This is a genomic window from Burkholderia sp. D-99 (assembly GCF_011605345.1).
Taxonomy (GTDB): Bacteria; Pseudomonadota; Gammaproteobacteria; order Burkholderiales; family Burkholderiaceae; genus Burkholderia.
Genome location: NZ_JAAOXM010000010.1, coordinates 1 through 26960 on the forward strand (window position 1 = coordinate 1; position 26960 = coordinate 26960).

Genomic DNA, 26960 nt, shown 5'->3' on the forward strand with positions numbered 1-26960 from the left:
GCGTCGTCGAAGGTATCAACAACACCATCAAGGTCATCAAGCGTCGAGCTTACGGGTACCGCGACGAGGAATACTTCTTCCTCAAGATCCGCGCCGCGTTCCCCGGTAATCCTCGATGAACCTTTTTTTTGGGGCATCGCCGGCCGCGCGGCGATGCGTGCGGCGGGACGATCGACCGCTACAGACGGCTTTCGAGAATCGCCACGGCACTCGCTTCGCTCAATGCGTAGTCGGCCATGCGGCGATCAGTCCAGGAAAGTAGTTTCTCGTCGCGCTCGAGGCGCGAGAATTCGGCTCGACCGCTTTCGGTCAGCACGGCAATGTCGACCGGTGCGTGGAAGCCCGGCGCGGGGGCGACGGTTTTCTGCCTGACCGTGTCCATCAGCCCGAGCGAACGGAGATACTCGAACACACCCGGGCGGCGTGCCCACGGTACCTGGCGGTACTGCACTCGTCTCAATGCGTCGAGCACCGCTTCGTTGGAATACGTGGCCATCTCGATTCTTTCTTAAAGTGCAGCGACAATGCGAAGCGGCGCGCCGGGCGGGTCTCCGCCCGCCGATACCGCCACCGATTCTGGAGGCCGACGTTCGGCGTCGCGTCAGGGCCGGATCGTCAGCCGTCCATAAAAAGACACCATACCCCAATCAAATTGATTCTGTTCGATTCATTTGTACTTCTCTTCATCTGTTTCATGCTCTGCCGCAAGCGGCGGAGAATCATCTCGATCGCCGCCGTTGCGCTGTTCTGGCTGCTCGCGACTGGCTGGCTCACCGCGCCGCTGATCGCCTGGACCGAGGCGGGCGTCGTACCCGTCGAGCACCCGGCAATGTACGGGCGGACCACGTTGATTCTCATCGGCGCGGGGACGCAGCGCACCGACTTCGGGCTGCGGCCGCCACCTGACGGAGCCGCCCGCATCCACAAGGTCGCGGCGCTCTACCGCACCTGCCGCCAGCAGGCCGAGCACTGCACCGTCGTGATGTCGGGCGGCGACCCGCAGCATCACGGCGAAACCGAGGCGGCCGTCTACGGGCGACAGCTCATCGCGGAAGGCATCGCTCCCGCGGACCTCGTTCTGGAACCGGATAGCCGCACAACCTACGAAAATGCGGAATTCACTGCACCTATACTACGCTCACAGTATGACGACGCACGCATTCTCGTCACTTCGTCATACCAGATGCGCCGCGCATTGCTCGATTTCCACCGCTTCGGGATCGACCCGCAGCCCGTTTATGCGAATCGCCGGCGCGCGCAAACGGGCTGGCTGCCGCGCTGGCGCAATGTGGCCAACGCCGAGCAGGCGCTGCACGAACTGGTCGGCATCGCGCAATTCCACGTTTATCGATGGCTCGGGTGGTTCTGACGGCTGCGGGAAACCGGAGCGGAAATGACTGCGGCGGCGACGATGGCAGGCGCGTGACGAAGTGCGTGAAGTGTTGCGCGACTTCAACGGGGCCTTGCGTCGCGCCGCGATCCGATGCACATTGATCCGTCACTTTTGTTACACTCGACACGCACTCGATTGCAGTCGCCAGACAAAACGGCAACACTCGGGTTCATCACCACTTAGCGGAGGTAAAGCAATGAAGAAGACGTCCCTGGCTATCCTGGTAGCGATGTCGGCGCTGACTGGCGCAGCGTATGCGCAAGAGAGCACGGAAATCAAGACGATTACCGATCCGGCCAAGATCTCCGAGATCGAGCAGCGCGCACAGGCGCTGCAGCAGCAGCAAGCGGCCGAAGCCGCACAGCCGGCGATGCAGGAAGAGCATCACCACGGCAAGAAGGCTGCTCACCACAAGGCTGCCGCGAAGAAGGCCGGCAAGAAGGCTGCCAAGGCCGCAGACGCTGCCAGCCAGTAAATTTGGCGGCACCGCACAAGCAAAAAGCCGAATCCGGGCAACCGGATTCGGCTTTTTTGGTTGCGGCGCCCGTGCGCTGTGCTAAAGTCGCGCACCGAAATTTTCCACCCGTGCGCACCCCGGTGCGGAGGACAGCATGAGCAACATTCAACTCGACATCGAGTGGACCGAAGCCGCCACTCGCCAGATCAAGCAACTGATGCCCCGCGGCTCGACCGACGCGTTCCTCGCGCTGCCGCCGATCGAGTGCCTGCCGATGGAGGGCGATGTGCTTTTCCTCGGCCCGCAAGGCAAGCAGCAACCGTTCATCGTCGCCGAGCGCCAGTATCATCACGACGGCGACGCCGACTGGACGATCATCCTGATCCTCGACGTCCCCAGCACGTCGCACTGACACACTCCGCGACCGGACACGTCCGGTCGCCCCACCCGGCTCAGACGAGCTTCGACAGCACGCGGATTTCGGAACGCTCGATCCAGTTCGCGGCCGCTTCGCGATAAGCGAGAATGTGCGCGGAGTTCGCATGGGCAGCAAGCGCCTCCTCGCTTTCCCAGCGCTCGACAAATACGAACCGCGCCGGCTCCTTCAGGTCACGGTGCAGGTCGTACTGCAATGCACCTGCTTCGTTGCGGGTCGGCTCGACGATCCCTTCGAGCTGGACGCGCAACTTCTCCTCGGCGCCCGGCTTCGCCACGATCAGCGCCACGACTGCAATTTCCGGCATTCCGCCTCCCTTCATCTGGAAAAGTCCGAGAATACGCGAATCGTGCGTCGACTGCGTCAGCACGGCACCGCACGACGGCCCCAAAAAAATAGCCCGCGCTTCAGAGAAGCGCGGGCGAAACCGTCGCCCTACGAGGATAGGCGACGGGGCCATCGAGATCCGCACGCTGGCGCGGATCATCATCAGTTGCGCCGACGCTGGTCACGCCGGCATTCGAAGACGTCGATACCGTTGATCGGGCGCTCGCGGCGCACCCCCGGTATCTGACGCCATCCTCCCTGTTTCAACAATTCCAACATATAAAGCAGGTTGCGTGCCAGCCAAAGCAAGCCAGCCACCTTATTGATTTATAAGGACAAATTTTTAACCGACGACAATACGGCATGTGTTTTGCCGCCGTAACGCGCGGATGTTACGTAACGTCACGAGGAGGGACCGAACCTCCGGCTCACGTGTGCGCCGGCGAGCGGCCATGAAAAAGCCCGCCATGCGGCGGGCTTTTCACTGGCGCGGAGAAACGCCGAAATCAGCGGAGCTGATTCACGAGCAGCCCCATGATCTGGCGAGCCGGTGACGACGTGTCGATCGCACCCGAATCGTCGACGACTGCCACGCGCGTCTGGTCGTCCGTGAGCGCCCTCACGTTGACACGGTACTGCTTCGCCTGCTTTTCCTTCTTGCCGTGGAACAGCTGACTCCAGAAGCCTTGCTCAGCCGAAGTCAGGTCCTTCGGATCGACATAGCGCACGAAATACAGACCCTTCGAACGATCGCGATCGTCGACCGTGAAGTTCGCACGGTCGAGCGCGAGACCGACGTGCAGCCACGACCGGTCGTACGGCTCGCCAAGCGTGACTTCCGACGGCACGGCCGCGTCGGCCGCATCGTTGCCTTGCGCGGACGTGCGGCTGACGTTTTGCGCGGCAATCGCTGCAGCCGCCTTCGACGATGCGTCGGTGTCCGCCTTCTTGTCCTTCGGTACCGTGTTGTCCTTGATGTTCGCGATCGGCGGCTCGCCATTCTTCGCGCGCTGCTCGTTCTGCGCGAGCACGGCCATCAGCCGCTTCAGGTACTCGGTCTCGAGTGCCGGATCGTTCGGCTTCGCTTCCCACTTGCTCGAATCGTTGTTCGAGCCCGTGATCGCTTCGCGCATCCCCTTCTGGCTGATGAACACGTAGGTGCCGCCATTCGGCGCCGAATCGAGACGCGTGCGGTACTTGTTGCGCTCGGCCGTCACGTACGAGTTGCCCATCGCCTTCGAGATCACGCTGCGGATCAGGCCATCGTTGATCTGCGGATGGGTTTCGTTCCAGTCGGTTTCCATCACACCCTTGTCGCGCTGGTCGACGACGAGCAGGAAGCCCTGCTCCTGCCAGAAGCGGCGGACCTGCGGCCAGACGTCGGCAGGCTGCTTGCCGTCGATCACGAGCCAGCTCTCGGTGCCGTCGCGCTGGATATGCATGCCGGTCACGGCCGGAGCAACTGTGTCCAGCGCAGGCGCCGCCCGTTGGACCTGCTGAAGCGCAGACAGGGAAGTCGCGCCGCCCTGGGGCGGCAGCGAACGCTGATCGGCCGTCTCGTCGAGCATGTTGGGCGGCACTGCGAGCGACGCTTCCTTCGATTTCGAATCGCTCTTGTAGTCCACTTTCGTGGGCGACGACGTACCGCAACCGGCAACGAGCGCGCCGGTGGCGAGCACTGCAGCGAACCGCATGGTAAGACGAAGATCAGTCATGTTCGGGGAATCCTCTTCCGCTAAATCACGGCGCTTTCCGTGGATCAACCTTGGATTTTACCGGGGCCGCGCCGCGATGTGCAAAAAAGCGACCGGCAAGAAAAAACCCGCGTCAGCCTAAGCCGACGCGGGTTCTTGTCTGGTCGGGGCGAGAGGATTTGAACCTCCGACCACCTGCACCCCATGCAGGTACGCTACCAGGCTGCGCTACGCCCCGAAAGAAGAAAAGTATAACAGAGACTTTTCCGATTTAGAATCGGGTCGCATGCATTTTGTGAATGTTCTTGTGAAATTTTTTGGCGTGACGACCCAGATGAAACCAACGCCGCGCATGACCTAGCGACCTGCACACCGGCCGCACGGCCCCGCATCGCATTCACGGCTTGCGCGCGACACAGATGACCGTCAATCCGGCGACGCGATTGAAGCGGAACATCGGCAACTCGATGCGGCAGATCGTCTTGAGCAGGCCGTTGACGAGCGGATGGTGACGGCGCAGTTGCGATGCCGGCGCGCGCGGCTGCCGACGCACGCGCTCGCCGAGCCGCAACGCGGCCGCCAGCGGAAACGTGAGACCGAAGTAATAAGCGCCGTGCTCGACGTCGAGCCCCGCGCGACGCACCACATCCTCGAGATTGCCCAGCGTATATCGGCGCTTGTGCTCGAGAAAATCGTCATGTCCGCTCCAGAGGAACTGGAACGCGGGAACGGTGATCAGGAACCGGCTGCCGGGAGGCGCGCCCGTCACATAGTGCGCGAGCAGACCGACATCGTCGTCGACATGCTCGAGCACGTCCATCAGCAACACGAGATCGGCATCGAATCGATCGAGGGAGCGCCGAAAGTGGATGGGCTTGCCAGCCGTCTCGCCGTCAGTATCGTCGGCGTAGCTCGTATCGACACACCACGCCTCCGACGCCTGCGTACGCTCCAGCAAGTGCTTCGAGAAGAAGCCGGAGCCTGCACCGACGTCGAGGATCCGGTTCGCGCCCGCCCCGCCCAGAAACCGTCGGATCGCACTCGCCTTCGACGCGTAGTACCAGTGATCGCCTACCCCCGCACCCAGTACGTCGACTTCCTTCAGGTCCATGGCGCTTCCCCGTGATGGCTACCGTGTTGTGATCGAACCAGCCACTGATGCCGATCTTACCTCGCCGTCAACACCGATCGCATCCGTTGATGCACGGCCCGCGTCGGCGATCCGCATGCGTCTCTCATCAAAAAGGACGATGGACGATTCACCGTAAATCGCTACCGTGCGGTTAGCCGGCGCGAGATCGACGCGCCCGGCGAACCGTCCGACTGCATGCCGATCGATCCGGCCCGCCCGGCTTTGCCGCGTTGCGCGAGACAGGAGGCGGCTTCGGTCACCCCGCGGTCGCGACGTCCTGTAACCGTCTTCGACAAAGGGCATTGAATGCATCAGAAAAACGAAATCTCCCGTCGACAATTTCTCCGGCTGAGCGCCGGCACGATAGGCGTGGCGCTGGGGAGCACGTCCCTGCTATCGGCATGCGGCGGCGACTCGATCTCGGTCGCACCGGTCACGACGCCGCGGCTGGCTTCGGCACCGAACTTTCGCGACACGGCCGGGCCGGACGGCACCGGCTATGCAACGACCGGCGGCGCGAAGATGAAGAAAGGCGTGATCTATCGCTCGTCTGCGCTCGCACTGTCCAGCACCGACGTCGCGACCGTCGGCACGCTCGGCATCAAGCAGATCTGCGACCTGCGCACGCCCGCCGAAATCAAGACGCAACCGGATGTGACGCTCGCCGGTGCCGCCTGGCAAAACCTCAACGTGCTCGGCTCCGCCAGCATCGATCCGCTCCCGACCAGCGGAGCAACCGCGACCGCTTTCATGCTGCGCATGTACCGCGCGTTCGTGACGTCGGACACCGCGCATGCGAGCTATCACGCGCTGTTCGCCGGCTTCGCCGGCACGGGTGAAAACCTGGTGTTCCATTGCACGGCCGGCAAGGATCGCACCGGCTGGGCAACCGCCATCCTGCACACGATCGTCGGCGTCCCGCAGCAAACGATCGTCGACGACTACCTGCTGACCAACGCGTACAGCGCAGCCGAAATCGCCGCCTCCGTCTCCCAGGCCCAAAAAGCCGGCGGACAAAATGCAGCAGATATGATGACCGCACTGCAAGGCGCGCACGCCGACTATCTGCAGGCGGCATTCGATCAGGTCACCGCGTCGTACGGCTCGATGGCGTCGTATATCGCGAACGGCCTGCAACTCGACCAGGCAACGCTGAACGCAATCCGGCAGCACATGCTGGTCTGATCCACCGGCAAGCCGCTTCGACGGGGCCGGATCGCATCCGCGTTTCGACCGCAGCGGCCGCTGCACCTCGTATCCGGAAGAACCCGCACCGGCCAAGGCTGGAGCGGGTTTGCGCGGCGCAACGACTGCCGCCGCCGACCGGCCGTGCAAACCAAACGACCGTTTGATCCGGTCGCCCAATCACCCCGAATCCGTTGTCCCGCAGCACGCCGCCCCACCCTGCCCACGCGCCCGTTGTTTGGTAACGCCGCTCTAGCGCGCTATGCCACACTGCACGGCGTCGACGCTCGTGCCGTGCAATGGCGCGCACCGCCGTCGATCACGACAAGACATGGAGACAGACGATGCGGAATGCGGTCCGGCGCGGCCATCGCTCGCCTTTGGCAATTTTCGACTGGATTTCCGGCCCGCAACGCGCGGCCCGCCCCATCTCGCCGAGGACATCCCGCGTGTTCGGCTGCGGCATGCTGGCGCTCGCGCTGCTGTGTGCCGGTTGCGCGGAATCGTCGGCGCAGCGTGACGGCAACGCGTCGGTCGCGTCGACGAAGATCGAACGCACCAAAGCCGAACGCCTCGCGCGCGAACAGCAGGTCGCACGCACCGTGCCGTCGCTTGCATCGATCAGCCTGACGCAACCGCGCCCGTTCACGTTGCGCGACTCGGGCCAGAACGGCGCGATGACGTTCCTGCGCGACGTCGATTTCCGCATCGTCAACAACCTCGGCTTCTTCATCCATCAGTTGTCAGCCACGCTCGTGCCGACGCAGGCCGGCGCGCCGATGGTGTTCGACGATCCGACGAGTTTCGAGATCGACGTACATGAAGGCACGGTCACGCTCGACAACGCGAAGCTGACCGCGCTCTTCAGCACCTACATCTTCGGCTACCGCAATGCGCCGTTGCGCAAGCTCGCCGTGTCGGCCGGCGACGGCGTGATTCACCTGCAAGGCGAGATGCAGCGTGACGGCTGGGTGCCGTTCTCGCTGACCGGCACGCTTGCGATCCGCGACGGCAGCCAGCTCGTGTTCCATCCGACGGGTGTGCGCGTATCGGGCATCAACGCGCAGCCGGTGATGCGCGCGGCCAACGTGAAAATGGCCGACCTGCTGAAAGTCCAGACGCCGATCGCGCAACTCGCCGGCGACGATCTCGTGATGTCGGTCGACAAGCTGATGCCGCCGCCGCGCCTGAAGCTCACGATCACTGCAGTGCGCGTGACGCCGGCCGGCCTCGACCTGAAGCTCGACGACGGCACGCATGCCGGCTTCGCGATGCCCGCGAATGCACCCCAGCAGGCGATGTACATTCGCGGCGGCGACGTGAAGTTCATGCGCTCGATGCCGATGAATGCGGACATCGTGATCGGTCCGGTCGATCCGGCGAAGCGTGACCAGGCTTTCGTGTTCGACCTGTATCACTATCGCGACCAGGTGTCGGCCGGCTACTTCAATTTCGACGAAAGCGGTGCGATGGCGATCCGGATGCCTTCGTACGCGGGCCCGGCCAGCGGCGCACTGCTCGGCAACGCAGCCGCGCGCCTGAACGACAGCTTCCTCGCCGCGCAGCAGACTGCGCTGCGCGACGTACGCCAGCACTGGGAAGCCTACGCACTCGCGGCGAACATCGCTCACCCGGGCATGCAGAAGGTCGCGATGCGGCGCACGTCGACCACGCCGTTCAACGAACGGCACGTGTCGAACCGCAACCCGACGATCCATCTGCGCAACGTCGACTTCAACCTGTCCGGGGATATCGGCTTCCACGTCGAGGATCTCGACGTGGAACTCGTATCGAAGCGGCCCGGCGAACCCGTCGATCTCGACGACCCGAACCAGTACGACATCCGCATTCTCGGCGGTACGGTCGTCGAGTCGTGGAAGGCGATGTCCGCGCTCTTCAACAACTATCTGCTCGACTACTCGCCGCGCTCGCTCAACGACCTGCAACTGAGCGCGGACGGCACGAACCTGCGTGTCCAGGGCGGCATCAAGCTGTGGAACCACGTGCCGGGCGTCTGGCTCCCGACCGACATGAAGGGCTCGCTGTCCGTGCTCGACGACCGGCACCTCGCGTTCAAGCCATCCCAGGTATCGGTGCTCGGCATTCCGCAGGCGAAGCTGCTGCGTTCGCTCGGCATCGAGCTCGCGTCGCTGACGCCGTTGCAGCGTCGCGGTGCGGAACTGCGCGGCGACACGCTCGTGCTCGACCAGTACACCGTGTTCCCGCCACCCGTGCTGAACGGCAAGCTCGGACAGGCAACCGTCGAGCGCGACGGGCTGCGCCTCACGTTCAGGCGCGTGGCAGGTTCGCCCGCGCCGCAACGGCCGCAGATCGATGCGCCGAGCTACATGTGGATGGAAGGCGGCGACATGAAGATGTTCAACGTGCTCGAACTGAACGTGCGCGCACTGATCAGGAATTCGGCCGAGGCCGGTCCGATGCGTTTCGACCTGTACGGCTACCGCAGCCAGGTTGCGCAGGGCTCGGTGCGGATGCTGCCGGACGGCACGCTGGTCGTCGACATGGGGCAAAGGAACCCGCTCGCATCGCGTTGATGCGCGTGCCCGACATCCATGCAAAAAGCCCGGTGGCATATCGCCAACCGGGCTTTTCATTTCATCCTTCGCACTTCGCGCTCAATCGTGCTTCAGTCCATCGATCACATCGAGCAGCGCCTGCCGCAATGCAATGACGTCGACGGTTGCGCCCGGCTTGCCCGGCGTGCGTGCATCAGCAGCCTGTGCCTCCGGCTCGACGGGTGCCGCTGCGGCCCGCTCGCCGCCCGGCGAATCGAGCCGGTTGCGCGCACCGTTGATCGTGAATCCCTGCTCGTACAACAACTCGCGAATCCGCCGGATCAGCAGCACTTCGTGGTGCTGGTAATACCGACGATTGCCACGCCGCTTCACCGGCCGCAGTTGAGTAAATTCCTGTTCCCAATAACGCAACACATGCGGCTTGACCCCGCACAGTTCGCTGACTTCACCGATCGTGAAGTAGCGCTTCGCGGGAATCGGAGGCAAGACGACTTTCTCAACCGTAGTGGTCATCGTCGGTTAACCGTCGGTAAAGGGTGCGCGGCGGCCGCGCGGGACGTCAGCGCGCGGGGCTTACTCCGCGCCGTTTTCGACCAGCGCCTTCAGCTTCTGGCTCGCGTGGAAGGTTACCACCCGGCGGGCCGCGATCGGAATCGCCTCGCCCGTCTTCGGATTGCGGCCCGGTCGCTGCGGCTTGTCGCGCAACTGGAAGTTACCGAACCCCGACAGCTTGACGCTTTCGCCGTTTTCGAGCGCGTCGCGGATCACCTCGAAAAACGCCTCGACCATGTCCTTCGCTTCACGCTTGTTCAGCCCGACGCTGTCGAACAGCAGCTCCGCCAGTTCCGCCTTCGTCAGCGTGGGCGTCTCGGGGGACGCCGGCGCCGAAGCGTCGCGGTTCATGGCGCTGCGTTGCGCCGTCAGGAGGGCTTCGAATTCACTCGAGGTCATGTCGTTCATATCTGCCATACAGCGCGTTAAATCAAAACTTACGATCGGAAAAGGCCGCCCGCGAGCGGGCGGACCTCCTCCTTAGCCGCGCAGGCGCGCACCGACGCGAGCCATCCGCTCGACCAGCGTCTGGATCGCCTGATCGACGACCTCGTCCTGTAGCGTGCCAGCCGCGTCCTGCAGCGTCACGCGGAAGGCAAGGCTCTTCTCGTGCGCGGCAAGACCACCGGAAGTATTTGATTTTGCACGAAATTCGTCGAAGAGTACAACCTTCTGAACGAATCGGCAGGCCTCTTCGGCAAGCGCCTTCTTCATTTCGTCGAAAAGTGCCTGAACCTCGACCGCCTGATCGACGACAACGGCGATATCGCGACGCACCGGCGGGAATTTCGACACATCGGTCGGTGCCGGCAGCGCACGCGCAATCAGCGCGTCCGCATCGATCTCGAACATCACCGGTGCGTGCGGCAGCTCGTACTTCTGCATCAGGCGCGGGTGCAGTTCGCCGATCCAGCCAACCGCACGACCATCGACTTCGATGCGCGCGCTGCGGCCCGGATGGAGGGCCGGATGCTCTGCCTTCACGAAGCGTGCGGCCGCAGGCGCGAGCAGTGCTTCGAGATCGCCCTTCACGTCGAAGAAATCGACTGCGCGGGTAGCGACGCCCCACTGCTCGTCGACTGCCGGACCGTACGCCAGCGCACCAACACGCTTCGGCTGCACATGACCTTCGACCGCCAGCTCGCCGGCCTTCACCGACGAATCGGCGAGGAACACTCGACCAGCCTCGAACACGCGCACGCGATCTGCACGGCGGTTCAGGTTGTGGCGCAGCACGGAAATCAGGCTGCCGAACAGCGTCGTGCGCATCACCGACAGCTGGCTCGCGATCGGGTTCAGCAGGCGGATCGGATGGTCGTTGCCCGCGAAATCCTGCTCCCACTCCGCATCGACGAAGCTGAAGTTGACGGTTTCCGCGTAGTCGCGCGCGGCGAGCGCGTGACGGATGTCGTGGATCGAGCGCCGCGTCTCGTTGGTCGCGCGCATTTCGCTCGTCGCGACCGGCGGACGCGCCGGGATCTTCTCGAAGCCGTAGATGCGCGCCACTTCCTCGATCAGGTCTTCCTCGATCTCGATGTCGAAGCGATGCGACGGCGGCGTGACGAGGAACGCGTCGTCTTCACGCTCGAACGGCAAGGCGAGGCGCGTGAAGATGCTGGCGATCTCGTCGGCGCTGATCTTCACGCCGATGATGCGGTTCGCGCGCGACACGCGCATCTTCACCGGCGCGCGCTGCGGCAGGTTCACGGACTGATCGTCGACCGGGCCGGCCTTGCCGCCGCAGATCTCGAGAATCAGTTGCGTGATGCGCTCGACGTGCTCGACGGTCGTCGCGTAATCGACGCCGCGCTCGAAGCGATGGGCCGCATCGGTCGAGAAGTTGTACTTGCGCGCGCGGCCGCGGATGCTGTCCGGCCACCAGAACGCGGCTTCCAGGTAGATGTTGGTCGTATCGAGCGTGACGGCCGTGCTGTCGCCGCCCATGATGCCGGCCAGGCTTTCGACATGGCGATCATCCGCAATCACGCCGACCGTTTCGTCGAGTTCGACCGTGTTGCCATTGAGCAGCTTCAGCGATTCGCCGCGCTTGCCCCAGCGCACCTCGATACCGCCGTGGATCTTGTCGAGATCGAACACGTGCGACGGGCGGCCGAGCTCGAACATCACATAGTTCGAGATGTCGACGAGCGCCGACACGCTGCGCTGGCCGGAACGCTCGAGGCGCTCGACCATCCACTGCGGGGTTTTCGCATGCGCGTTCACGCCGCGGATCACGCGACCCGAGAAGCGGCCGCACAGATCGGGCGCGGCGATACGCACCGGCAGCGTTTCGTCGAGCTCGACGCGCACCGGGCGGATGTCGACCGGCGTCAGCGGTGCGCCGGTGATCGCGGCCGTCTCGCGCGCGATACCGAACACGGACAGGCAGTCGGCCTTGTTCGGCGTCAGCTTGATTTCGAAGATCGTGTCGTCGAGATTGAGCGTCTCGCGGATGTCCTGGCCGACCGGCGTGTCTTCCGGCAGCACCAGCAGGCCGCTGTGGTCCTCGGACAGCTTCAGCTCGCGCGCCGAGCACAGCATCCCCTGGCTCTCCACGCCGCGCAGCTTCGACAGCTTGATCGCGAACGGCTTGCCACCCTCTTCCGCCGGCGGCAGTTCCGCGCCGACCAATGCAACCGGCACCTTGATGCCGGGCGCGACGTTCGGTGCGCCACAAACGATATTCAGCGTCGCGCCGGTGCCGGCGTCGACCTGGCAGACATTGAGCTTGTCCGCATCCGGATGCTTGACGACTTCGAGCACGCGGCCGACGACGATCTTCGACGTCGGCGGCGCAGCCTTGCTCAGCGATTCGACTTCGAGCCCCGCCATCGTCAGCGCGTGCGACAGTTCGTCGGTCGTCAGCTGCGGGTCGACAAAGGTTCTCAACCAGGATTCAGGGAATTGCATGGATGTCTACGTTCGAAACAGGTTAGATCGACGCCCGGGCCCCGTCGGATCGTCCGTCGGGGCATGCACGGGCACAGGTCGGCGCGGCGCGGCGTTATGCGAACTGGCGCAGGAAACGCAGGTCGTTCTCGAAGAACAGCCGGAGATCCTGGACGCCGTAGCGCAGCATCGTCAGGCGCTCGAGGCCGCTGCCGAACGCGAAGCCGATGTAGCGCTCGGGATCGAGGCCCATGTTGCGAATCACGGTCGGATGCACCTGCCCCGAACCGGAGATCTCGAGCCACTTGCCGGCGTTCTTGCCTTGCTCGAACATCATGTCGATCTCGGCCGACGGCTCCGTGAACGGGAAGTACGACGGACGGAAGCGCACGAGGATGTCGTCACGCTCGAAGAATTTTTTCAGGAAGTCGGTATAGACGCCCTTGAGGTCGGCGAAGCTGATGTTTTCGTCGATCCACAGCCCCTCGACCTGATTGAACATCGGCGAGTGGGTCGCGTCGCTGTCGACGCGATACGTGCGGCCCGGCGCGATCACCTTGATCGGCGGACGGTTCATGCGCGCGTAACGCACCTGCATCGGGCTCGTGTGCGTGCGCAGCAGCAGTTGGCGGCCGTCGGCATCCTTGCCTTCGACGTAGAAGGTGTCCTGCATCGAACGCGCCGGATGGTTCTCCGGGCTGTTCAGCGACGTGAAGTTGTACCAGTCGGTCTCGATTTCGGGGCCGTCGGCCACATCGAAACCGATCGAGCCGAAAATCTGTTCGACACGCTCCCACGTGCGCATCACGGGGTGCAGGCTACCTGCACCGGCGCCGCGGCCCGGCAACGTGACGTCGATCGCTTCGGCAGTGAGGCGCTGGTTCAGCAGCGCGTCGGCCAGTGCCTGACGACGGGCGGTCAGCGCGGCTTCAACCTGCTGCTTCACGACGTTGATGCGTGCGCCTTCGGTCTTGCGTGTTTCGGGATCGAGCTTGCCGAGGCCCTTCAGCAACTCGGTCAGCGCACCCGACTTGCCGAGAAATCGTGCTTTCTCGTTTTCGAGCGTGGTGATGTCGGCAGCCTGTTCGAAGGACTGCTGCGCGTCGGCGACAATCTGGTCCAGATCCATAGATCCCATCATTTCCAACGTCATTCGGTCTTGGCGAGCGAAACTGCTCCACCAAACAAAAAAGGGGCTCGGAAGAGCCCCGTTTTCGCTGCAGCGGCCGAAACTACCGGATCATCGCTGCAGCTAACCACGCAGTGCTAATTTCGCAATTAGGCTGCAACGGCGGCTTTCACCTGCTTGACGATCGCAGCAAAAGCAGCCTTGTCGAACACCGCCATGTCGGCCAGCACCTTACGGTCGAGTTCGATCGACGCCTTCTTCAGGCCGTTGATGAACACGCTGTAGGTCATGTCGTGCTGGCGAACTGCCGCGTTGATACGCGTGATCCACAGTGCGCGGAACACACGCTTCTTGTTGCGGCGATCGCGGTACGCGTACTGACCAGCGCGCATCACCGCCTGCTTGGCGATGCGATAGACGTTATTGCGGCGGCCGCGATAACCCTTGGCCAGGTTGATGATCTTCTTGTGGCGGGCCCGTGCGGTTACCCCACGTTTGACTCGAGGCATGTTTCTCTCCTGTGAGTATCTGTTGAGGGGTTACGCGAACGGCAGCATTGCGCGGACGGAGTTCAGATCGGAATCATGAACTGCCGTTGCGCCGCGCAGGTGACGCTTGTTCTTCGTGGTTTTCTTGGTCAGGATGTGGCGCTTGAAGGCCTGACCGCGCTTGACGGTACCGCCCGGACGCACCACGAAGCGCTTTGCAGCACTCTTCTTGGTCTTCATCTTCGGCATGACGACAACTCCAGTTTATTAGATGGCGATGGGTGTGCGGTTGGCTTGCGCCCTTGACCCGCCCTTCGAAACCCAGTCCACTTGTGTACGGCGATCCGCTTGCGCAACCGCCGTCATTGTTGGCACGCCGCCCTGACCGGGCAACGCGCCGAACCACTTCCGAACCTGCGCGCGAAGCGCGCGGGCCCGTTACTTCTTTTTCTTCGGCGAGAGCACCATGATCATCTGGCGCCCTTCCATCTTCGGCATCTGCTCGACCTGGCCGACTTCCTCGAGATCCGTGCGCAGACGCTCAAGCATCCGCATACCGATTTCCTGGTGAGCCATTTCGCGACCGCGGAAACGCAACGTGATCTTCGTCTTGTCGCCTTCTTCGAGGAAGCGCACGAGATTGCGGAGCTTGACGTTGTAATCCCCGTCATCGGTACCCGGGCGGAACTTGACTTCCTTGACCTGGATGACCTTCTGCTTCAGCTTCGCTTCGTGCTGCTTCTTCGATTCCTGGTACTTGAACTTGCCGTAATCCATCAGACGGCAAACCGGGGGAACCGCTTGCGGCGCGATTTCCACCAGGTCAACATCCAGTTCTTCCGATTTACGGAAAGCATCAGCGAGTTTTACGATACCGAGCGGTTCGTTCTCGATCCCGACCAGACGCACTTCCGGCGCAGTGATTTCACCGTTGATGCGATGCGACGACTTATCAGTAGCGATGTTACGTTTCCTCTAAAAATTTAAAAAACGAGCCGCGCTGCCAGGGCGGTTACTTGAACGAGCGCAGGTCTTCCTGCAGACGCTCAACGAAGGCATCGACCGGCATCACGCCAAGATCGACGCCGCCACGGGCACGCACGGCTACCGTTTGCGCATCACGCTCCTTATCACCCACGACGAGGAGATAAGGCACCTTTTCCAGCGTGTGCTCGCGTATTTTATAGCTAATCTTCTCATTGCGCAAATCTGCCGCCACTCTAACCCCTTGTTTTTGCAACGATTGGGCCAGAGATTGCGCATATTCGGCCTGACTTTCGGCGATATTGAGCACAACTGCCTGGAACGGCGCGAGCCAGGCCGGCATTGCCCCGGCGTGGTGCTCGATCAAAATTCCAAGGAAACGCTCCATCGAACCGACGATCGCACGGTGCAGCATCACCGGCCGACGGCGGCTGCTGTCATCCGCGACATACTCGGCGCCGAGGCGCTCCGGCAGCACCATGTCGAGCTGCAGCGTGCCGCACTGCCACGAACGGCCGAGCGCATCCTTGATGTGGTACTCGATCTTCGGGCCGTAGAACGCGCCTTCACCCGGCAACTCTTCCCACGTGAGGCCGCAGGCGGTCAGCGCGTCGCGCAGGCCCTGCTCGGCACGATCCCACGTCTCGTCCGTGCCCGCGCGCTGCTCGGGACGCAGCGACAACTTGATGTCGATGTGATCGAAACCGAAGTCCTTGTACACGCTCATGGCCAGCGTGTTGAACGCGATCGATTCCGAGATGAACTGGTCTTCCGTACAGAAGATGTGTGCATCGTCCTGCACGAAGCCGCGCACGCGCATCAGGCCGTGCAGCGCGCCCGACGCCTCGTTGCGATGGCACGAGCCGAATTCCGCGTAACGCAGCGGCAGGTCGCGGTACGAGCGCAGGCCGTGCTTGAACACCTGGACGTGACCCGGGCAGTTCATCGGCTTGATCGCGTAGTCGCGCTTCTCCGACTCCGTAGTGAACATGTTCTCGCGATAGTTCTGCCAGTGGCCCGACGCCTCCCACAGCGAGCGGTCCATGATCATCGGCGTCTTGATCTCGAGGTAGCCGGCTTCGTTCACGCGGCGGCGCATGTACTGCTCGACCTGCTGCCACAGCGCCCAGCCCTTCGGATGCCAGAACACCATGCCCGGCGATTCTTCCTGCATGTGGAACAGGTCGAGTTGCTTGCCGAGCTTGCGGTGGTCGCGCTTTTCCGCCTCCTCGAGCATGTGCAGGTACTGGTCCTGGTCTTCCTTCTTCGTCCACGCGGTGCCGTAGATGCGCTGCAGCTGCTCGTTCTTCGAATCGCCGCGCCAGTACGCGCCCGCGACCTTCATCAGCTTGAAGACCTTCATCTTGCCGGTGGACGGCACGTGCGGGCCGCGGCACAGATCGGTGAAGCCGCCGTGCGAGTACAGCTTGATTTCGTCGCTTTGCGGAATCGATTCGATGATCTCGGCCTTGTACTTCTCGCCGATGCTGCGGAAGTAGCCCGCCGCCTCGTCGCGCGACACGACACGGCGCGTCACGGGCTCGTCCTTCTTCACGAGCTCCTGCATGCGCTTTTCGATCTTCTCCAGATCTTCAGGCGTAAACGGACGGTTGTACGAGAAGTCGTAATAGAAGCCGTTATCGATCACCGGGCCGATCGTCACCTGCGCGTCCGGATACAGTTCCTTCACCGCGTACGCGAGCAAGTGCGCCGTCGAGTGACGGATGATGTCGAGGCCGTCGGCATCCTTGTCCGTGACGATCGCAAGCGAAGCGTCGCGGTCGATCACCGCGGACGTGTCAACGAGCTCGCCATCGAGCTTGCCACCAAGCGCAGCCTTCGCAAGGCCGGGACCGATCGAGGCTGCAACCTCGGCAACTGTCACCGGATGCTCGTATTGTCGAACTGAGCCGTCAGGCAAGCGTATCGAAACCATAGCAATCTCCGTGATGCCGACAGTGGGCGGCAGACCAGGTACGCGATATAAAAATCACGCGGGAAAATTTCGCGACAAAAAAAATGCGGCCCCGCTTTCGAGGGGCCGCATTCGATACTTCACTCAAACTGAAAGGGCGAAAGGGTTCCTCGACTAGCGTCGCTCCGAAAAGGTTTCGGTCAACGTTCGCGGTGTCATAACCGTATTCGCCTTGTTCGCGTTGAGTTATCTACTGCATCGAACACCCGGGGACCGGGCATTCTCAATTCGTTGGTAGGCTCGATTGGACTCGAACCAACGACCCCCACCATGTCAAGGTGGTGCTCTAACCAGCTGAGCTACGAGCCTAGTGAAGCTAAGATTATATGGAGCCGTTACCTGCTTGGCAAGTATTTTTATGCGGTCGCAGCAAAATAACGGTGTTCGATCCCCATCACGCCTTCCGCCCCGCCCGCACGACGCCCTGCACTTCGCCGAGCAGCGTGCAGGCGCGCTGCACCTGCGCCGAGTTCGTCACCTCGACGGTGAACTGCATGAATGCCGCGTTGCGGCGGCTCTGCGTCTTCACGCCCACCACGTTCATCTTCTCGCGCGCAAACACTTCGGAGATATCGCGCAGCAACCCCTGCCGGTCGCTCGCCTCGATCATCAGGTCGACCGGATAGACGGACGCACCGCGCCCGCCGAGCACGTCGGCCGACCAGGTCGTCTGCAGCACGCGCTCCGGCGCGCGATCGACCATCCGGCGGAACGTCGGGCAATCGGTGCGGTGAATCGACATCCCCTTGCCGCGCGTGACGAAACCGCTGATCGGATCGGGCGGCGCCGGACGGCAGCAGCGCGCGAGCTGGGTCAGCAGCGCGTCGACACCCACGACCAGCACGCCGGTCGACGCGCCGTGCGCCACGCTCGCGCCGCTGCTGCGCTTCTCGAAATCAGCCGGCGCTTCGGGCGCCGGTTCGGGCGGTGGCGCATCGGACAACGCGTGCTCGACATTGCGCAGGCTGAACTCTTCCTTGCCGACGACCGAAAACAGCTCCTCGGGCGACTTGAAGCCGAGCTTCGCGGCAAGGTTGTCCAGGTTGACCGACGTCTTGCCCTCGCGTTGCAGCGTCTTTTCGACGAGCGCGCGGCCATGCGAGACGTTTTCTTCCTGCTCGATCGAGTTGAACCACGCACGCACCTTCTGGCGTGCGCGCGGGCTCTTCATATAACCGAGCTGCAGGTTCAGCCAGTCGCGCGACGGCCCGCCCTCCTTCACCGCGACGATCTCGACCGTCTGGCCGTTTGCGAGCGGCGTGTTGAGCGGCACCATCGCGCCGTCAACGCGTGCGCCACGGCAGCGATGGCCCAGTTCGCTGTGCAGGTGGTACGCAAAATCGACCGGTGTCGCGCCCTGCGGCAATGCAATCACGCGCGCCTGCGGCGTCAGCACGTAGATGTGGTCGTCGTCGAGCGACGTCTCGCGCAATTGCGCCCACGCCTTGTCGCCCGACTTTTCCGCGCCGTCCTCGACATCATCTTTCCATGCGAGCAACTGCCGCAGCCACGCGATCTTCTCGTCGTACTTGTCGCTCGCCGAGAACTGGCCGCCGTAACCGCGCGCGCCGGCCTCCTTGTAGCGCCAGTGCGCAGCGACGCCGTACTCGGCGAAACGGTGCATCTCCTGCGTGCGGATCTGCACTTCGAACGCTCGGCCGTCATCGCCGATCACGACCGTGTGCAGCGACTTGTAGCCGTTCGGCTTCGGCCGCGAGATGTAGTCGTCGAATTCCTTCGGCACCGGCTGCCACAGGTGATGCACGATACCGAGCACCGCGTAGCAATCCTTGATGTCTGGCACGATCACGCGAAACGCGCGTACGTCGTACAGCTCGGAGAAATCGAGCTCCTTGCCGCGCATCTTGCGCCAGATGCTGTAGATATGCTTCGGCCGGCCGCTCACGTCGGCCTGGATGCTCGCGTCCGCCAGCTCCTGCTGCAACCGATCGATCGCCTGCGTGACATACGCCTCGCGCTCGATGCGCTTCTCGTCGAGCAGTTTCGCGATCCGCTTGTAGGTGACGGGATCCTCGAAGCGGAACGCGAGATCCTCGAGCTCCCACTTCAGTTGCCAGATACCGAGACGGTTCGCGAGCGGCGCATAGATCTCGAGTGTCTCGCGCGCGACGTCGGGCGGCGGGTCGATCTTCGCGGCTGCGTAGTAGCGCAGCGACTGCAAGCGTGACGCAAGCCGGATCAGCACCACGCGGATGTCTTGCGCGAACGCAAGCAGCATCTTGCGCAGCGCCTCGATCTGCGTACGCCGCTCTTCCGCCGTGTCGCGCCCCGCGTCGGGTACCGCGTTTTGCGCGGCACGCAGGCTGACGGTGCCGAGCCGCAACAGCTTGCGCACGTCGGACACGAGCCGCGCCACTTCGTCGCCGAAACGCCCGGTGAGTTCGCGCTCGGGGTCGCTCAGGTGCGGCGTCAGCACGAACAGCGCGGCCGCCTGCATCGCGCTCGGATCGACGTTCAGCGTGCGCATGATCGACGCGGTGCCTGCAGAGTGATCGGCGAGCAGTTCGCCCGACGACAGGCGCGCGTCGCCGGCCCGCTCGCGCACGAACGCGAGCACGTCGTCGAACGACGGTGCCGCGACGGAGGAAGCGGAAACGGACTCGGTCATTGCTCGGCCTGGCGGAATGCGATCATCGTCGGGTTACGTTCGGTTCAGCTCCGCTGCGCGGCGACGACCACGATCTCGACGAGCAGCGCCGGATCCGCGAGCTTCGCCTCGACGGTGGCGCGCGGCGGCGTGTTGCCCTGCGCAACCCACGCGTCCCACTCCGCGTTCATGCCGTCGAAGTTCGCCAGATCCGAGATGTAGATCTGCACCGACAGCAGATGCGCCTTGTCGCTGTTCGCTTCGGCAAGCAGGCGGTCGATATGGCCGAGCACTTCGCGCGTCTGGCCCTTGATGTCCTGCGTGGTGTCTTCGGCGATCTGGCCGGCCAGATACACGGTACCGTTGTGGATCGCGGTTTCGGAGAGACGGGCCCCGACGTGGTGACGAATGACTGCCATGGAATGTTCCGGTCGTGAGTGGATGGAGATTCGGGCGACGGCACGGCCCGCGTGCCGCCGAACCGCATATTATGACGCGTTTATGCGCCGCCTTCGACGAAAAACCGCCGTGCGAGCGCAATCTGGCCTGCATCGATGAACGCCGGCGCGTGGCCCGCCCCGGGAATCTCGGCGTGCGTGACATGCCGGCCGCGGCGCATCATGTCGGCCACCGTCTCGCGCGACAGCAGGTCGGACGTCTCGCCTCGCACGACGAGCAGCGATGCGTCCGTCGTCTCGATGGCGTGCCACAGTGCGGCCTCGCCGAGCGCGGCCAACTCGGGCGTCGTTGCCTTGAACGGTTCGGCGATGCGCGGATCGTAGCGGATCGCCCAGCCACCTTCGGGCAGTTCGCGCAGCAGCGGCCCGTTGATCTCGCGCCACTCGTCGGCGGTCAGCGCACCGAACGACAGCGACAGCGACGTCAGATAGTCGATGCCCTCCTGCTTGGTCGCAAAGCGCGGCTGCACGCCGAGATATTCGCCGATGCGCGTCAGCGAATCGGGTTCGATGCGGGGGCCAACGTCGTTGACGATCATCCGGCGCAGCGGCGAACCGGGCAGCCCCGCGAACGCCATGCCGATCAGGCCGCCCATCGACGTGCCGAACCAGTCGACCGATTCGACGTCGAGCCGGGCGATCAGCGTCACCATGTCGGCCACGTATTGCGGAATCGCATAGAGCCGCGGATCGGCCAGCCAGTCCGATTGGCCGCGCCCGACGACATCGGGGCAGACGACCCGATACGTATCGGACAGCGCGGCGGCGAGCCTGTCGAAATCGCGCCCGGAGCGGGTCAGGCCATGCACGCAAACCAGCACGCGCGAGTTGGCGGGATCGCCCCACTCGGTATAGGCGACGTGATGAAGGCCGGCAGCGCTCGCACACTGCACGCGCCGCTGGCGGGGAATCGGGGAGTTCACGGGGGAAGTGGGCATCGGTGGCGTCCTGTCGAACGGTGCGGCGCGATGGCATGCGCAGGCCCGGCCCGCCAGGGCAGCCGGGGGATGCGACCGATTGTAAACCCGTTCCGGATCACGAGTCGCCTGACCACCCTTGCGGGCTTGCGGCTCGTGCGAGCGCCAATGAAATGTCACGCGTGCCCGTGCGGACCGGGCGCGGTGTTCCGTGTTCAGCCGGCTACCGTCCGGCCGATCCCGCGGCCGCGGTAACGGTGCCGCGAACGCGTCATCGTGCGCCGGCCTGTCATTGTCATGGCCGGGCAAGCACGGCTATTTCCGCATGACCGCGCCGATGCTCGCGCCGACCACGCACAGCGTGCCGGCGATCTGCAGCGCGCTCATCGGCTGCGCCAGCACGATGAAGCCGATCCCCGCAGCGATCGCGGGCTCGGCGCTCATCAGGATGCCGAACGCCGACGCGCTCATCCGCCGCAACGCAATCAGTTCGAGCACGTAAGGGAACAGCGGGACGAGCACCGCCAGATACGCGGCATCGACCAGTTGCCCGGCCGGCAGGTGGCCGCCGCTTTGCGCAAGCCCGAACGGCGTCGTGACGAGCGCGGCCACGAACAGCGACGCGGACAGCCCCTGCAGCCCGTCGAACAGCGTGCCGACACGCTTCATCAACAGGATATAGGCGGCCCAGCCAAGCGCCGAGCCGACCGGAAAGATCAGCGCGGCCGGCGCCGTCACCCACATGCCGTCCTGCCGCGCCAGCAACAGCACGCCCGCCAGCGCAAGGGCCGGCCATGCCAGCATCGCCGGCTTGCGCACGCCGACAGTGGCAACCGCCAGCGGCCCAAGAAAGTTGATGGCCACCGCGAGCCCGAGCGGCACGCGACGCACGGCTTCGAAGAAGCACAGCGTCATCACGGCCATCGCGGTGCCGAGCGCGATGGCCGCGATCCAGCGCTGCCGGGAATAGGTACGGAGTGGCGGCCGGACGACGACGGCCAGCGCGAACGCGGCGAAACAGAGCCGCAGCCAGGTCGTGCTGACGGTGCCGTACTCGATCGTCGCCGGCCTCGACAGCGCCGCGCCAAGTTGCACGCTGCACATCGACGCGACGGCCAGCAGCGGCGCGACCGCATTCGCGAATGGTGACGCCGCACGCTGCGCGACATCCGGTCGTACCGTGCTCGATTCCTCGCTCATGCAACCGCTCCGGTTCAGTGACACGCCGATGCTAACCGCGGCCGCATGCTTGTTATAAGCTGATAATTCTTATGCCCGCATCAGGAAAATTGATGACCCGCGATCTCGACAGCACGCTGCTGCGCACGTTCGTCACGGTGGTCGAAACCGGCAGCGTCAGCGCGGCGGCAATGGCGCTGCATCGCACGCAGGCCGCCGTCAGCATGGCGCTGCGACGGCTCGAAGATGAAGTCGGCCAGCGCCTGCTCGAACGCTCGCCGCGCGGCGTCACGCCGACGGCCGCGGGCAACGTGCTGCTGCCCTATGCGCACAAGCTGCTCGGCGTCGGGCTCGCCGCCCGCGCCGCGCTCGCCGCGGGCGACATCTCGGGCACTGTACGGCTCGGCATCCTCGAGGACATCGCCGTCGGCCATCTGCCGCACGCGTTGCGACAGTTCGCGGCGTCATTTCCGAACGTCGCACTCGAGATCGTCGTCGATACGAGCCCCGTGCTGTCGCAGCGACTCTCGACCCATGCGCTCGACTTCGTGATCGGCGACCCCGCGCTGATCCGGGCCGAGCCGCTCGCAACGTGGCAGCATCCGCTGCGCTGGGCCGCCGCGGGCACCACCAACCGGCTCCCGCGCAACGAACCGGTGCCGATCGTCGCGTTCGGCGGCACGTGCCCGTGGCAGGAAAAGCTGTTCGCGACGTTGCGCGACGCCGGCCGTGCGTGGCGCGTCATCTGCACCAGCACGAGCCTGTCCGCCATCCAGTCGGCGGTCGAGGCAGGCCTCGGCGTCGCAGTGCTGCTCGACTGGAACGTGCGGCGCGACACGATGCGCGCACTCGATCCGCAGGCCGCCGGGTTGCCCGTGCCGCCCGCCGCGGATTTCGGGCTGTTCAGCCGCGTGGACGCCGGCGATCGCACGTCGGCGGCAGTCACGTTGCAACGTTTCCTGTTTCATGCGCTGCAATTGGGTTCGCCCGACGACGGCACGCCCACCGACGAACAACGCGTCGACTCGTTACGGATCGCCGTCTGACGCGGCCGGTCGTGCATGCCACCAACAAAAACGCCCCGCATACCTGACGGTACGCGGGGCGAATCGACATGAAAAAAACTCAGGCGACCGCGCTGACGTCGAGCGGCGCGCCCGTCTTCGCCTGGATCTCGTCGGCGCTCACGCCATCGGCGAGTTCGAGGACCTTCAGGCCGGACGGCGTCACTTCGATCACGCCGAGATCGGTGATGATCAGGTCGACCACGCCGACACCCGTCAACGGCAGGTTGCATTCCTCGAGGATCTTGTGCTGATCGCCCTTCGCGACATGCTCCATCAGCACGACGACGCGCTTCACGCCGGCGACGAGATCCATCGCGCCGCCCATCCCCTTGATCATCTTGCCGGGGATCATCCAGTTCGCGAGGTCGCCCTGCTTGCTGACCTGCATCGCGCCGAGGATCGCGAGGTTGATGTGGCCGCCGCGGATCATCGCGAACGAATCGGCCGACGAGAAGATCGACGAGCCCGGCAGCGTCGTGACGGTCTGCTTGCCGGCGTTGATGAGATCGGCGTCGACTTCGTCTTCGGTCGGCGACGGGCCGATGCCGAGCAGGCCGTTCTCCGACTGCAGCCACACCTCGACACCTTCCGGCACGTGGTTCGCGACGAGCGTCGGCAGGCCGATGCCGAGGTTCACGTAGAAGCCGTCCTGCAGTTCCTTCGCCGCGCGCGCGGCCATCTGGTCACGATTCCAGGCCATGTCAGTCTCCTTTCGCGCGTACGACGCGTTGTTCGATGCGTTTTTCGGGCGTCGCGTTCAGCACGATGCGCTGCACGAAAATCCCCGGCGTGTGGATGTGGTCCGGATCGAGCTCGCCGTTCTCGACGATCTCCTCGACCTCCGCGACGGTGATCTTGCCGGCCATCGCGCACATCGGGTTGAAGTTGCGCGCGGTGCGGCGAAAGATCAGGTTGCCCGACTTGTCGGCCTTCCAGGCCTTCACGAGCGCGACATCGGCCGTCAGCGACGGCTCGAGCACGTAGTGGCGATCGCCGAACTGGCGCGTTTCCTTGCCTTCCGCGATCACGGTGCCGTAACCCGTGTTCGTGAAGAACGCCGGGATGCCCGCGCCGCCCGCGCGCAGCTTTTCGGCGAGCGTGCCTTGCGGCGTGAATTCGAGTTCGAGTTCGCCGGCCAGGTACTGGCGCTCGAACTCCTTGTTCTCGCCGACGTACGACGAGATCATCTTCTTGACCTGGCGCGTTTCCAGCAACAGGCCGAGGCCGAAGCCGTCGACGCCCGCGTTGTTGCTGATGCAGGTGATGCCCTTGACGGCCGAATCGCGCAACGCCGCGATCAGCGCCTCCGGAATCCCGCACAGGCCGAAGCCGCCCACCGCGAAGGTCTGCCCGTCACGGACGATCCCTTCCAGCGCGGCAGCCGCGCTTGGATAGACTTTGTTCATCTGTTGTCCCTTCCTCTATGGAAACCAGCGAAACCGGTTCACGCGCCCACGTGGCCCGCAAGCCCGCCGCATCATTCTATGCATGCACGGCGATGCCTGCGTCGAGGCGCGCTGTTTTTATACCGCGGCAAACCGCCACGAGATGCCTGAAAGGGTACGATGCGGCGCGGATGCGGCACAATACGCAAAAATACATAAGCGTTTGCCTCCGCTTGCCTGCGCCATGCCCGCTCTCGATTACCAGACCGCCTTCCACCTCGCGCCGCTCGGCCTCGTGCTGTCGCGCGACCGCGTGATCGAGGACTGCAACGACGCGCTCGCGTCGATCTTCCGCTGCGTGCGGGCCGACCTGATCGGAAAATCGTACGAGGTGCTCTACCCGTCGACGGACGAATTCCAGCGAATCGGCGAACGTATCGCGCGCGTGATGGCCGCGAACGGCATCTACTCGGATGACAGAATCATGAAACGCGCGGACGGCGAACTGTTCTGGTGCCACGTCACCGGCCGCGCACTCGATCGCACCGCGCCGCTCGCGGCGGGTGTCTGGACCTTCGAGGATTTGAGTGCGACGCGCCGGGTCGCCGTCGAACTGACCCCGCGCGAGCGCGAGATCGCCGCGCAGCTTGCAACCGGCAAGACCAGCAAGCAGATCGGGCGCGTGCTCGGCATCAGCTCGCGCACGGTCGACATCTACCGCGCGCGACTGATGCGCAAGTACGGGACCAACAATACGCCGGAGCTGCTGCAGCGCCTGCTCGGGCAGTGAATGGCGGCTTCCGGATGACAATCGGCCGCGCATGGCGGCCGATTCGGGAAACAACGGGCATGGCGTGCCGCCGGCGACCTGGCGCCGGCCTCGCCGTATCGGCGCTCAGCCGACCTTCGTCGCGAGCGCGCGCTCGATCGTGTCGCGCAGCAGCTGGGGCAGCGGCACCGCCTTGCCGAGCGCGTAGTCGACCCACACGCAGCGCGCCTTGCCGCGCGCATAGACGTGCTGCGGATCGTCCGCGCGCGTAAGCTCGAAACCGGTGTCGAAGCTGCTTCGGCCGGGTTTGGCGGCCGTCATCTTCGCGATCACGTCACCCGGATAATGCAGTTGCTTGAGGAATTCCATCGACGCCGTGACGATGACGGGCCCCTGCCCTTCGCCATTGCCGCCGGCAATGCCGAGCTCCTCGAACCACGAGATCCGCGCCTGCTCCATGTAGCGGAAATAGACCGTGTTGTTCACATGGCCGAACGCGTCCATGTCGCCCCAGCGGATCGGCATCGACATCTCAAATACGGGGGAGTAATCGCTTGTTGCGCTCATTGCAGTCTTCTTTGTTGCTGAATGTCATCCGCTCAGGCGAGGCCGAAGCCGTCGTCGGCGGAGATAATCGAGCCATTGATGAACTGCGACTCGTCGGCCGCGAGCAGCAACAACAGCCCGTCGAGATCCTGCGGCTTGCCGACGCGCCGGCGCGGCAGCATCGACTGCAGCTTCTGGCCCTGCTCGGTTTCCCACAGGTAATGATTGATTTCGGTATCGATATAACCCGGACAGATCGCGTTGACGTTGATCCCGTGGCGCCCCCATTCGAGCGCCATCGCGCGCGTCATCTGCACGACCGCGGCCTTGCTCATCGCGTACAGCCCGATCTGCGGAAACACGCGCAGCCCGGCCACCGACGCGATGTTGATGATCCGGCACGGCGGCTTGCCGTTGCCGCTGCCGTTCGCGCGCATGATCATCCGCTTCGCGACTTCCTGCGCGACGAAAAACGCGCCGCGCGTGTTGGTGTCGAATACGAACTCGAAATCGGCCGGCGTCACGTCGACGAGCTTCTGCATCGTCGAGACGCCCGAATTGTTCACGAGGATGTCGATCGTGCCCGCCTCCGTCTCCGCGTGCGCGACCGCCGCCTTGATGCTCTGGACGTCGGTGACGTCGAGCGACACGACGTGCGCGGCGCCGCCCGCCGCCTCGATCTCGGCACGCAACTCCTTCAGTCGCTCGACGCGACGGCTCGCAAGCACGACCTTCGCACCGGCCTGCGACAGCACCTGCGCAAAGCGCTGCCCCAGGCCGCTCGACGCACCCGTGACCAGCGCAACCTTGCCTTCCAGATTGATCGACCGACCCATTTGCACATCCCCTTTCG

Annotated in this window: 28 protein-coding genes and 2 tRNA genes; 8 read left to right on the forward strand and 22 right to left on the reverse strand. The window is 64.1% G+C overall.

From position 1 onward, the window contains the following. Positions 1-119 (forward strand): transposase (locus HAV18_RS28315; RefSeq protein ID WP_166962788.1); only part of this gene is annotated, 119 nt, incomplete at its 5' end. 59 nt (positions 120-178) lie between these two features. Here the strand turns inward: HAV18_RS28315 and HAV18_RS28320 are convergent. Then, on the reverse strand, positions 179-496 hold the full coding sequence (locus tag HAV18_RS28320) for a hypothetical protein (RefSeq protein ID WP_011351791.1): 318 nt from the start codon (positions 494-496) through the stop codon (positions 179-181). 156 nt (positions 497-652) lie between these two features. Between HAV18_RS28320 and HAV18_RS28325 the strand changes: the two genes are divergently transcribed. The 3 genes from HAV18_RS28325 to HAV18_RS28335 all read left to right on the forward strand — a co-directional run bounded on the left by HAV18_RS28325 (position 653) and on the right by HAV18_RS28335 (position 2262). After that, a complete protein-coding gene (locus HAV18_RS28325) occupies positions 653-1369 on the forward strand; it encodes a YdcF family protein (RefSeq protein ID WP_166962790.1) in 717 nt (238 codons plus the stop codon). Between the two features lie 220 nt (positions 1370-1589). Then, positions 1590-1868: a hypothetical protein gene (locus HAV18_RS28330; protein WP_011351789.1), complete on the forward strand. Its 279-nt coding sequence runs from the start codon at positions 1590-1592 to the stop codon at positions 1866-1868. Positions 1869-2004: 136 nt separating this feature from the next. Next, positions 2005-2262: a DNA-binding protein gene (locus tag HAV18_RS28335; protein WP_128842225.1), complete on the forward strand. Its 258-nt coding sequence runs from the start codon at positions 2005-2007 to the stop codon at positions 2260-2262. 40 nt (positions 2263-2302) lie between these two features. Here HAV18_RS28335 and HAV18_RS28340 read toward each other — a convergent pair whose 3' ends face one another. The 4 genes from HAV18_RS28340 to HAV18_RS28355 form a co-directional block, all read right to left on the reverse strand. Continuing rightward, on the reverse strand, positions 2303-2593 hold the full coding sequence (locus HAV18_RS28340) for a putative quinol monooxygenase (RefSeq protein ID WP_166963204.1): 291 nt from the start codon (positions 2591-2593) through the stop codon (positions 2303-2305). 526 nt (positions 2594-3119) lie between these two features. Beyond that, positions 3120-4328 (reverse strand): outer membrane protein assembly factor BamC, encoded by a 1209-nt coding sequence (gene bamC / locus HAV18_RS28345; protein ID WP_166962792.1) that lies wholly within the window; start codon positions 4326-4328, stop codon positions 3120-3122. Between the two features lie 140 nt (positions 4329-4468). Beyond that, positions 4469-4545: transfer RNA gene (locus tag HAV18_RS28350), tRNA-Pro, on the reverse strand. Positions 4546-4704: 159 nt separating this feature from the next. Further along, positions 4705-5418: a methyltransferase domain-containing protein gene (locus HAV18_RS28355; RefSeq protein WP_166962794.1), complete on the reverse strand. Its 714-nt coding sequence runs from the start codon at positions 5416-5418 to the stop codon at positions 4705-4707. A 390-nt stretch (positions 5419-5808) separates the two neighbouring features. Here HAV18_RS28355 and HAV18_RS28360 point away from each other — a divergent pair, with 390 nt between their 5' ends. Continuing rightward, positions 5809-6624, forward strand: a complete 816-nt coding sequence (locus HAV18_RS28360; protein ID WP_347814787.1) for a tyrosine-protein phosphatase — start codon at positions 5809-5811, stop codon at positions 6622-6624. Positions 6625-6968: 344 nt separating this feature from the next. Next, complete coding sequence (locus tag HAV18_RS28365) at positions 6969-9179, forward strand: hypothetical protein (protein ID WP_166962797.1); 2211 nt, start codon at positions 6969-6971, stop codon at positions 9177-9179. Positions 9180-9260: 81 nt separating this feature from the next. Here the strand turns inward: HAV18_RS28365 and HAV18_RS28370 are convergent, their stop codons facing one another. The 13 genes from HAV18_RS28370 to HAV18_RS28430 form a co-directional block, all read right to left on the reverse strand. Beyond that, complete coding sequence (locus HAV18_RS28370; RefSeq protein ID WP_166962799.1) at positions 9261-9674, reverse strand: MerR family transcriptional regulator; 414 nt, start codon at positions 9672-9674, stop codon at positions 9261-9263. A gap of 60 nt (positions 9675-9734) precedes the next feature. Beyond that, positions 9735-10121: an integration host factor subunit alpha gene (locus HAV18_RS28375; protein ID WP_034190156.1), complete on the reverse strand. Its 387-nt coding sequence runs from the start codon at positions 10119-10121 to the stop codon at positions 9735-9737. Positions 10122-10193: 72 nt separating this feature from the next. Further along, entirely contained in the window at positions 10194-12623 is a 2430-nt protein-coding gene (gene pheT / locus HAV18_RS28380; RefSeq protein ID WP_166962801.1) for a phenylalanine--tRNA ligase subunit beta, read from the reverse strand. Positions 12624-12717: 94 nt separating this feature from the next. After that, a complete protein-coding gene (pheS, locus tag HAV18_RS28385) occupies positions 12718-13731 on the reverse strand; it encodes a phenylalanine--tRNA ligase subunit alpha (RefSeq protein ID WP_059234715.1) in 1014 nt (337 codons plus the stop codon). 149 nt (positions 13732-13880) lie between these two features. Further along, complete coding sequence (gene rplT / locus HAV18_RS28390) at positions 13881-14240, reverse strand: 50S ribosomal protein L20 (RefSeq protein WP_004192938.1); 360 nt, start codon at positions 14238-14240, stop codon at positions 13881-13883. Between the two features lie 30 nt (positions 14241-14270). Further along, positions 14271-14468 carry a 50S ribosomal protein L35 gene (rpmI, locus tag HAV18_RS28395; protein WP_004191477.1) on the reverse strand — a complete coding sequence of 66 codons (198 nt, stop codon included), beginning with the start codon at positions 14466-14468 and terminating at the stop codon, positions 14271-14273. 189 nt (positions 14469-14657) lie between these two features. After that, positions 14658-15182, reverse strand: coding sequence for a translation initiation factor IF-3 (gene infC, locus HAV18_RS28400; RefSeq protein WP_071734130.1), 525 nt, complete (start codon positions 15180-15182; stop codon positions 14658-14660). A gap of 49 nt (positions 15183-15231) precedes the next feature. After that, the gene (gene thrS / locus HAV18_RS28405; protein WP_166962804.1) at positions 15232-17139 is read right to left on the reverse strand and encodes a threonine--tRNA ligase; all 1908 of its coding nucleotides are present in this window, start codon (positions 17137-17139) and stop codon (positions 15232-15234) included. A 271-nt stretch (positions 17140-17410) separates the two neighbouring features. Continuing rightward, a tRNA-Val gene (locus tag HAV18_RS28410) sits at positions 17411-17487 on the reverse strand. 85 nt (positions 17488-17572) lie between these two features. Then, complete coding sequence (locus tag HAV18_RS28415) at positions 17573-19807, reverse strand: bifunctional (p)ppGpp synthetase/guanosine-3',5'-bis(diphosphate) 3'-pyrophosphohydrolase (protein ID WP_166962806.1); 2235 nt, start codon at positions 19805-19807, stop codon at positions 17573-17575. Positions 19808-19851: 44 nt separating this feature from the next. Continuing rightward, positions 19852-20205, reverse strand: coding sequence for a RidA family protein (locus tag HAV18_RS28420; RefSeq protein WP_021162422.1), 354 nt, complete (start codon positions 20203-20205; stop codon positions 19852-19854). A gap of 80 nt (positions 20206-20285) precedes the next feature. Then, the gene (locus HAV18_RS28425) at positions 20286-21182 is read right to left on the reverse strand and encodes an alpha/beta fold hydrolase (RefSeq protein ID WP_166962808.1); all 897 of its coding nucleotides are present in this window, start codon (positions 21180-21182) and stop codon (positions 20286-20288) included. 294 nt (positions 21183-21476) lie between these two features. Further along, a complete protein-coding gene (locus tag HAV18_RS28430) occupies positions 21477-22361 on the reverse strand; it encodes a DMT family transporter (protein WP_166962810.1) in 885 nt (294 codons plus the stop codon). 92 nt (positions 22362-22453) lie between these two features. On the opposite strand from HAV18_RS28430, the gene HAV18_RS28435 reads away from it, so the two are divergent. Then, entirely contained in the window at positions 22454-23386 is a 933-nt protein-coding gene (locus HAV18_RS28435) for a LysR family transcriptional regulator (protein WP_166962812.1), read from the forward strand. A 79-nt stretch (positions 23387-23465) separates the two neighbouring features. On the opposite strand, the gene HAV18_RS28440 is transcribed toward HAV18_RS28435, so the two are convergent. Together HAV18_RS28440 and HAV18_RS28445 are read right to left on the reverse strand one after the other, a co-directional pair. Continuing rightward, positions 23466-24107, reverse strand: a complete 642-nt coding sequence (locus HAV18_RS28440) for a CoA transferase subunit B (protein ID WP_021162427.1) — start codon at positions 24105-24107, stop codon at positions 23466-23468. A 1-nt stretch (position 24108) separates the two neighbouring features. Beyond that, entirely contained in the window at positions 24109-24813 is a 705-nt protein-coding gene (locus tag HAV18_RS28445) for a CoA transferase subunit A (protein ID WP_166962814.1), read from the reverse strand. Positions 24814-25036: 223 nt separating this feature from the next. Here HAV18_RS28445 and HAV18_RS28450 point away from each other — a divergent pair, with 223 nt between their 5' ends. After that, positions 25037-25582 (forward strand): LuxR C-terminal-related transcriptional regulator, encoded by a 546-nt coding sequence (locus HAV18_RS28450; RefSeq protein WP_166962816.1) that lies wholly within the window; start codon positions 25037-25039, stop codon positions 25580-25582. 105 nt (positions 25583-25687) lie between these two features. On the opposite strand, the gene HAV18_RS28455 is transcribed toward HAV18_RS28450, so the two are convergent. Both HAV18_RS28455 and HAV18_RS28460 read right to left on the reverse strand, forming a co-directional pair. Then, positions 25688-26128, reverse strand: a complete 441-nt coding sequence (locus HAV18_RS28455; protein ID WP_166962818.1) for a thioesterase family protein — start codon at positions 26126-26128, stop codon at positions 25688-25690. A 32-nt stretch (positions 26129-26160) separates the two neighbouring features. Then, entirely contained in the window at positions 26161-26943 is a 783-nt protein-coding gene (locus HAV18_RS28460; protein WP_011351770.1) for an SDR family oxidoreductase, read from the reverse strand. Positions 26944-26960: the final 17 nt, after the last annotated feature.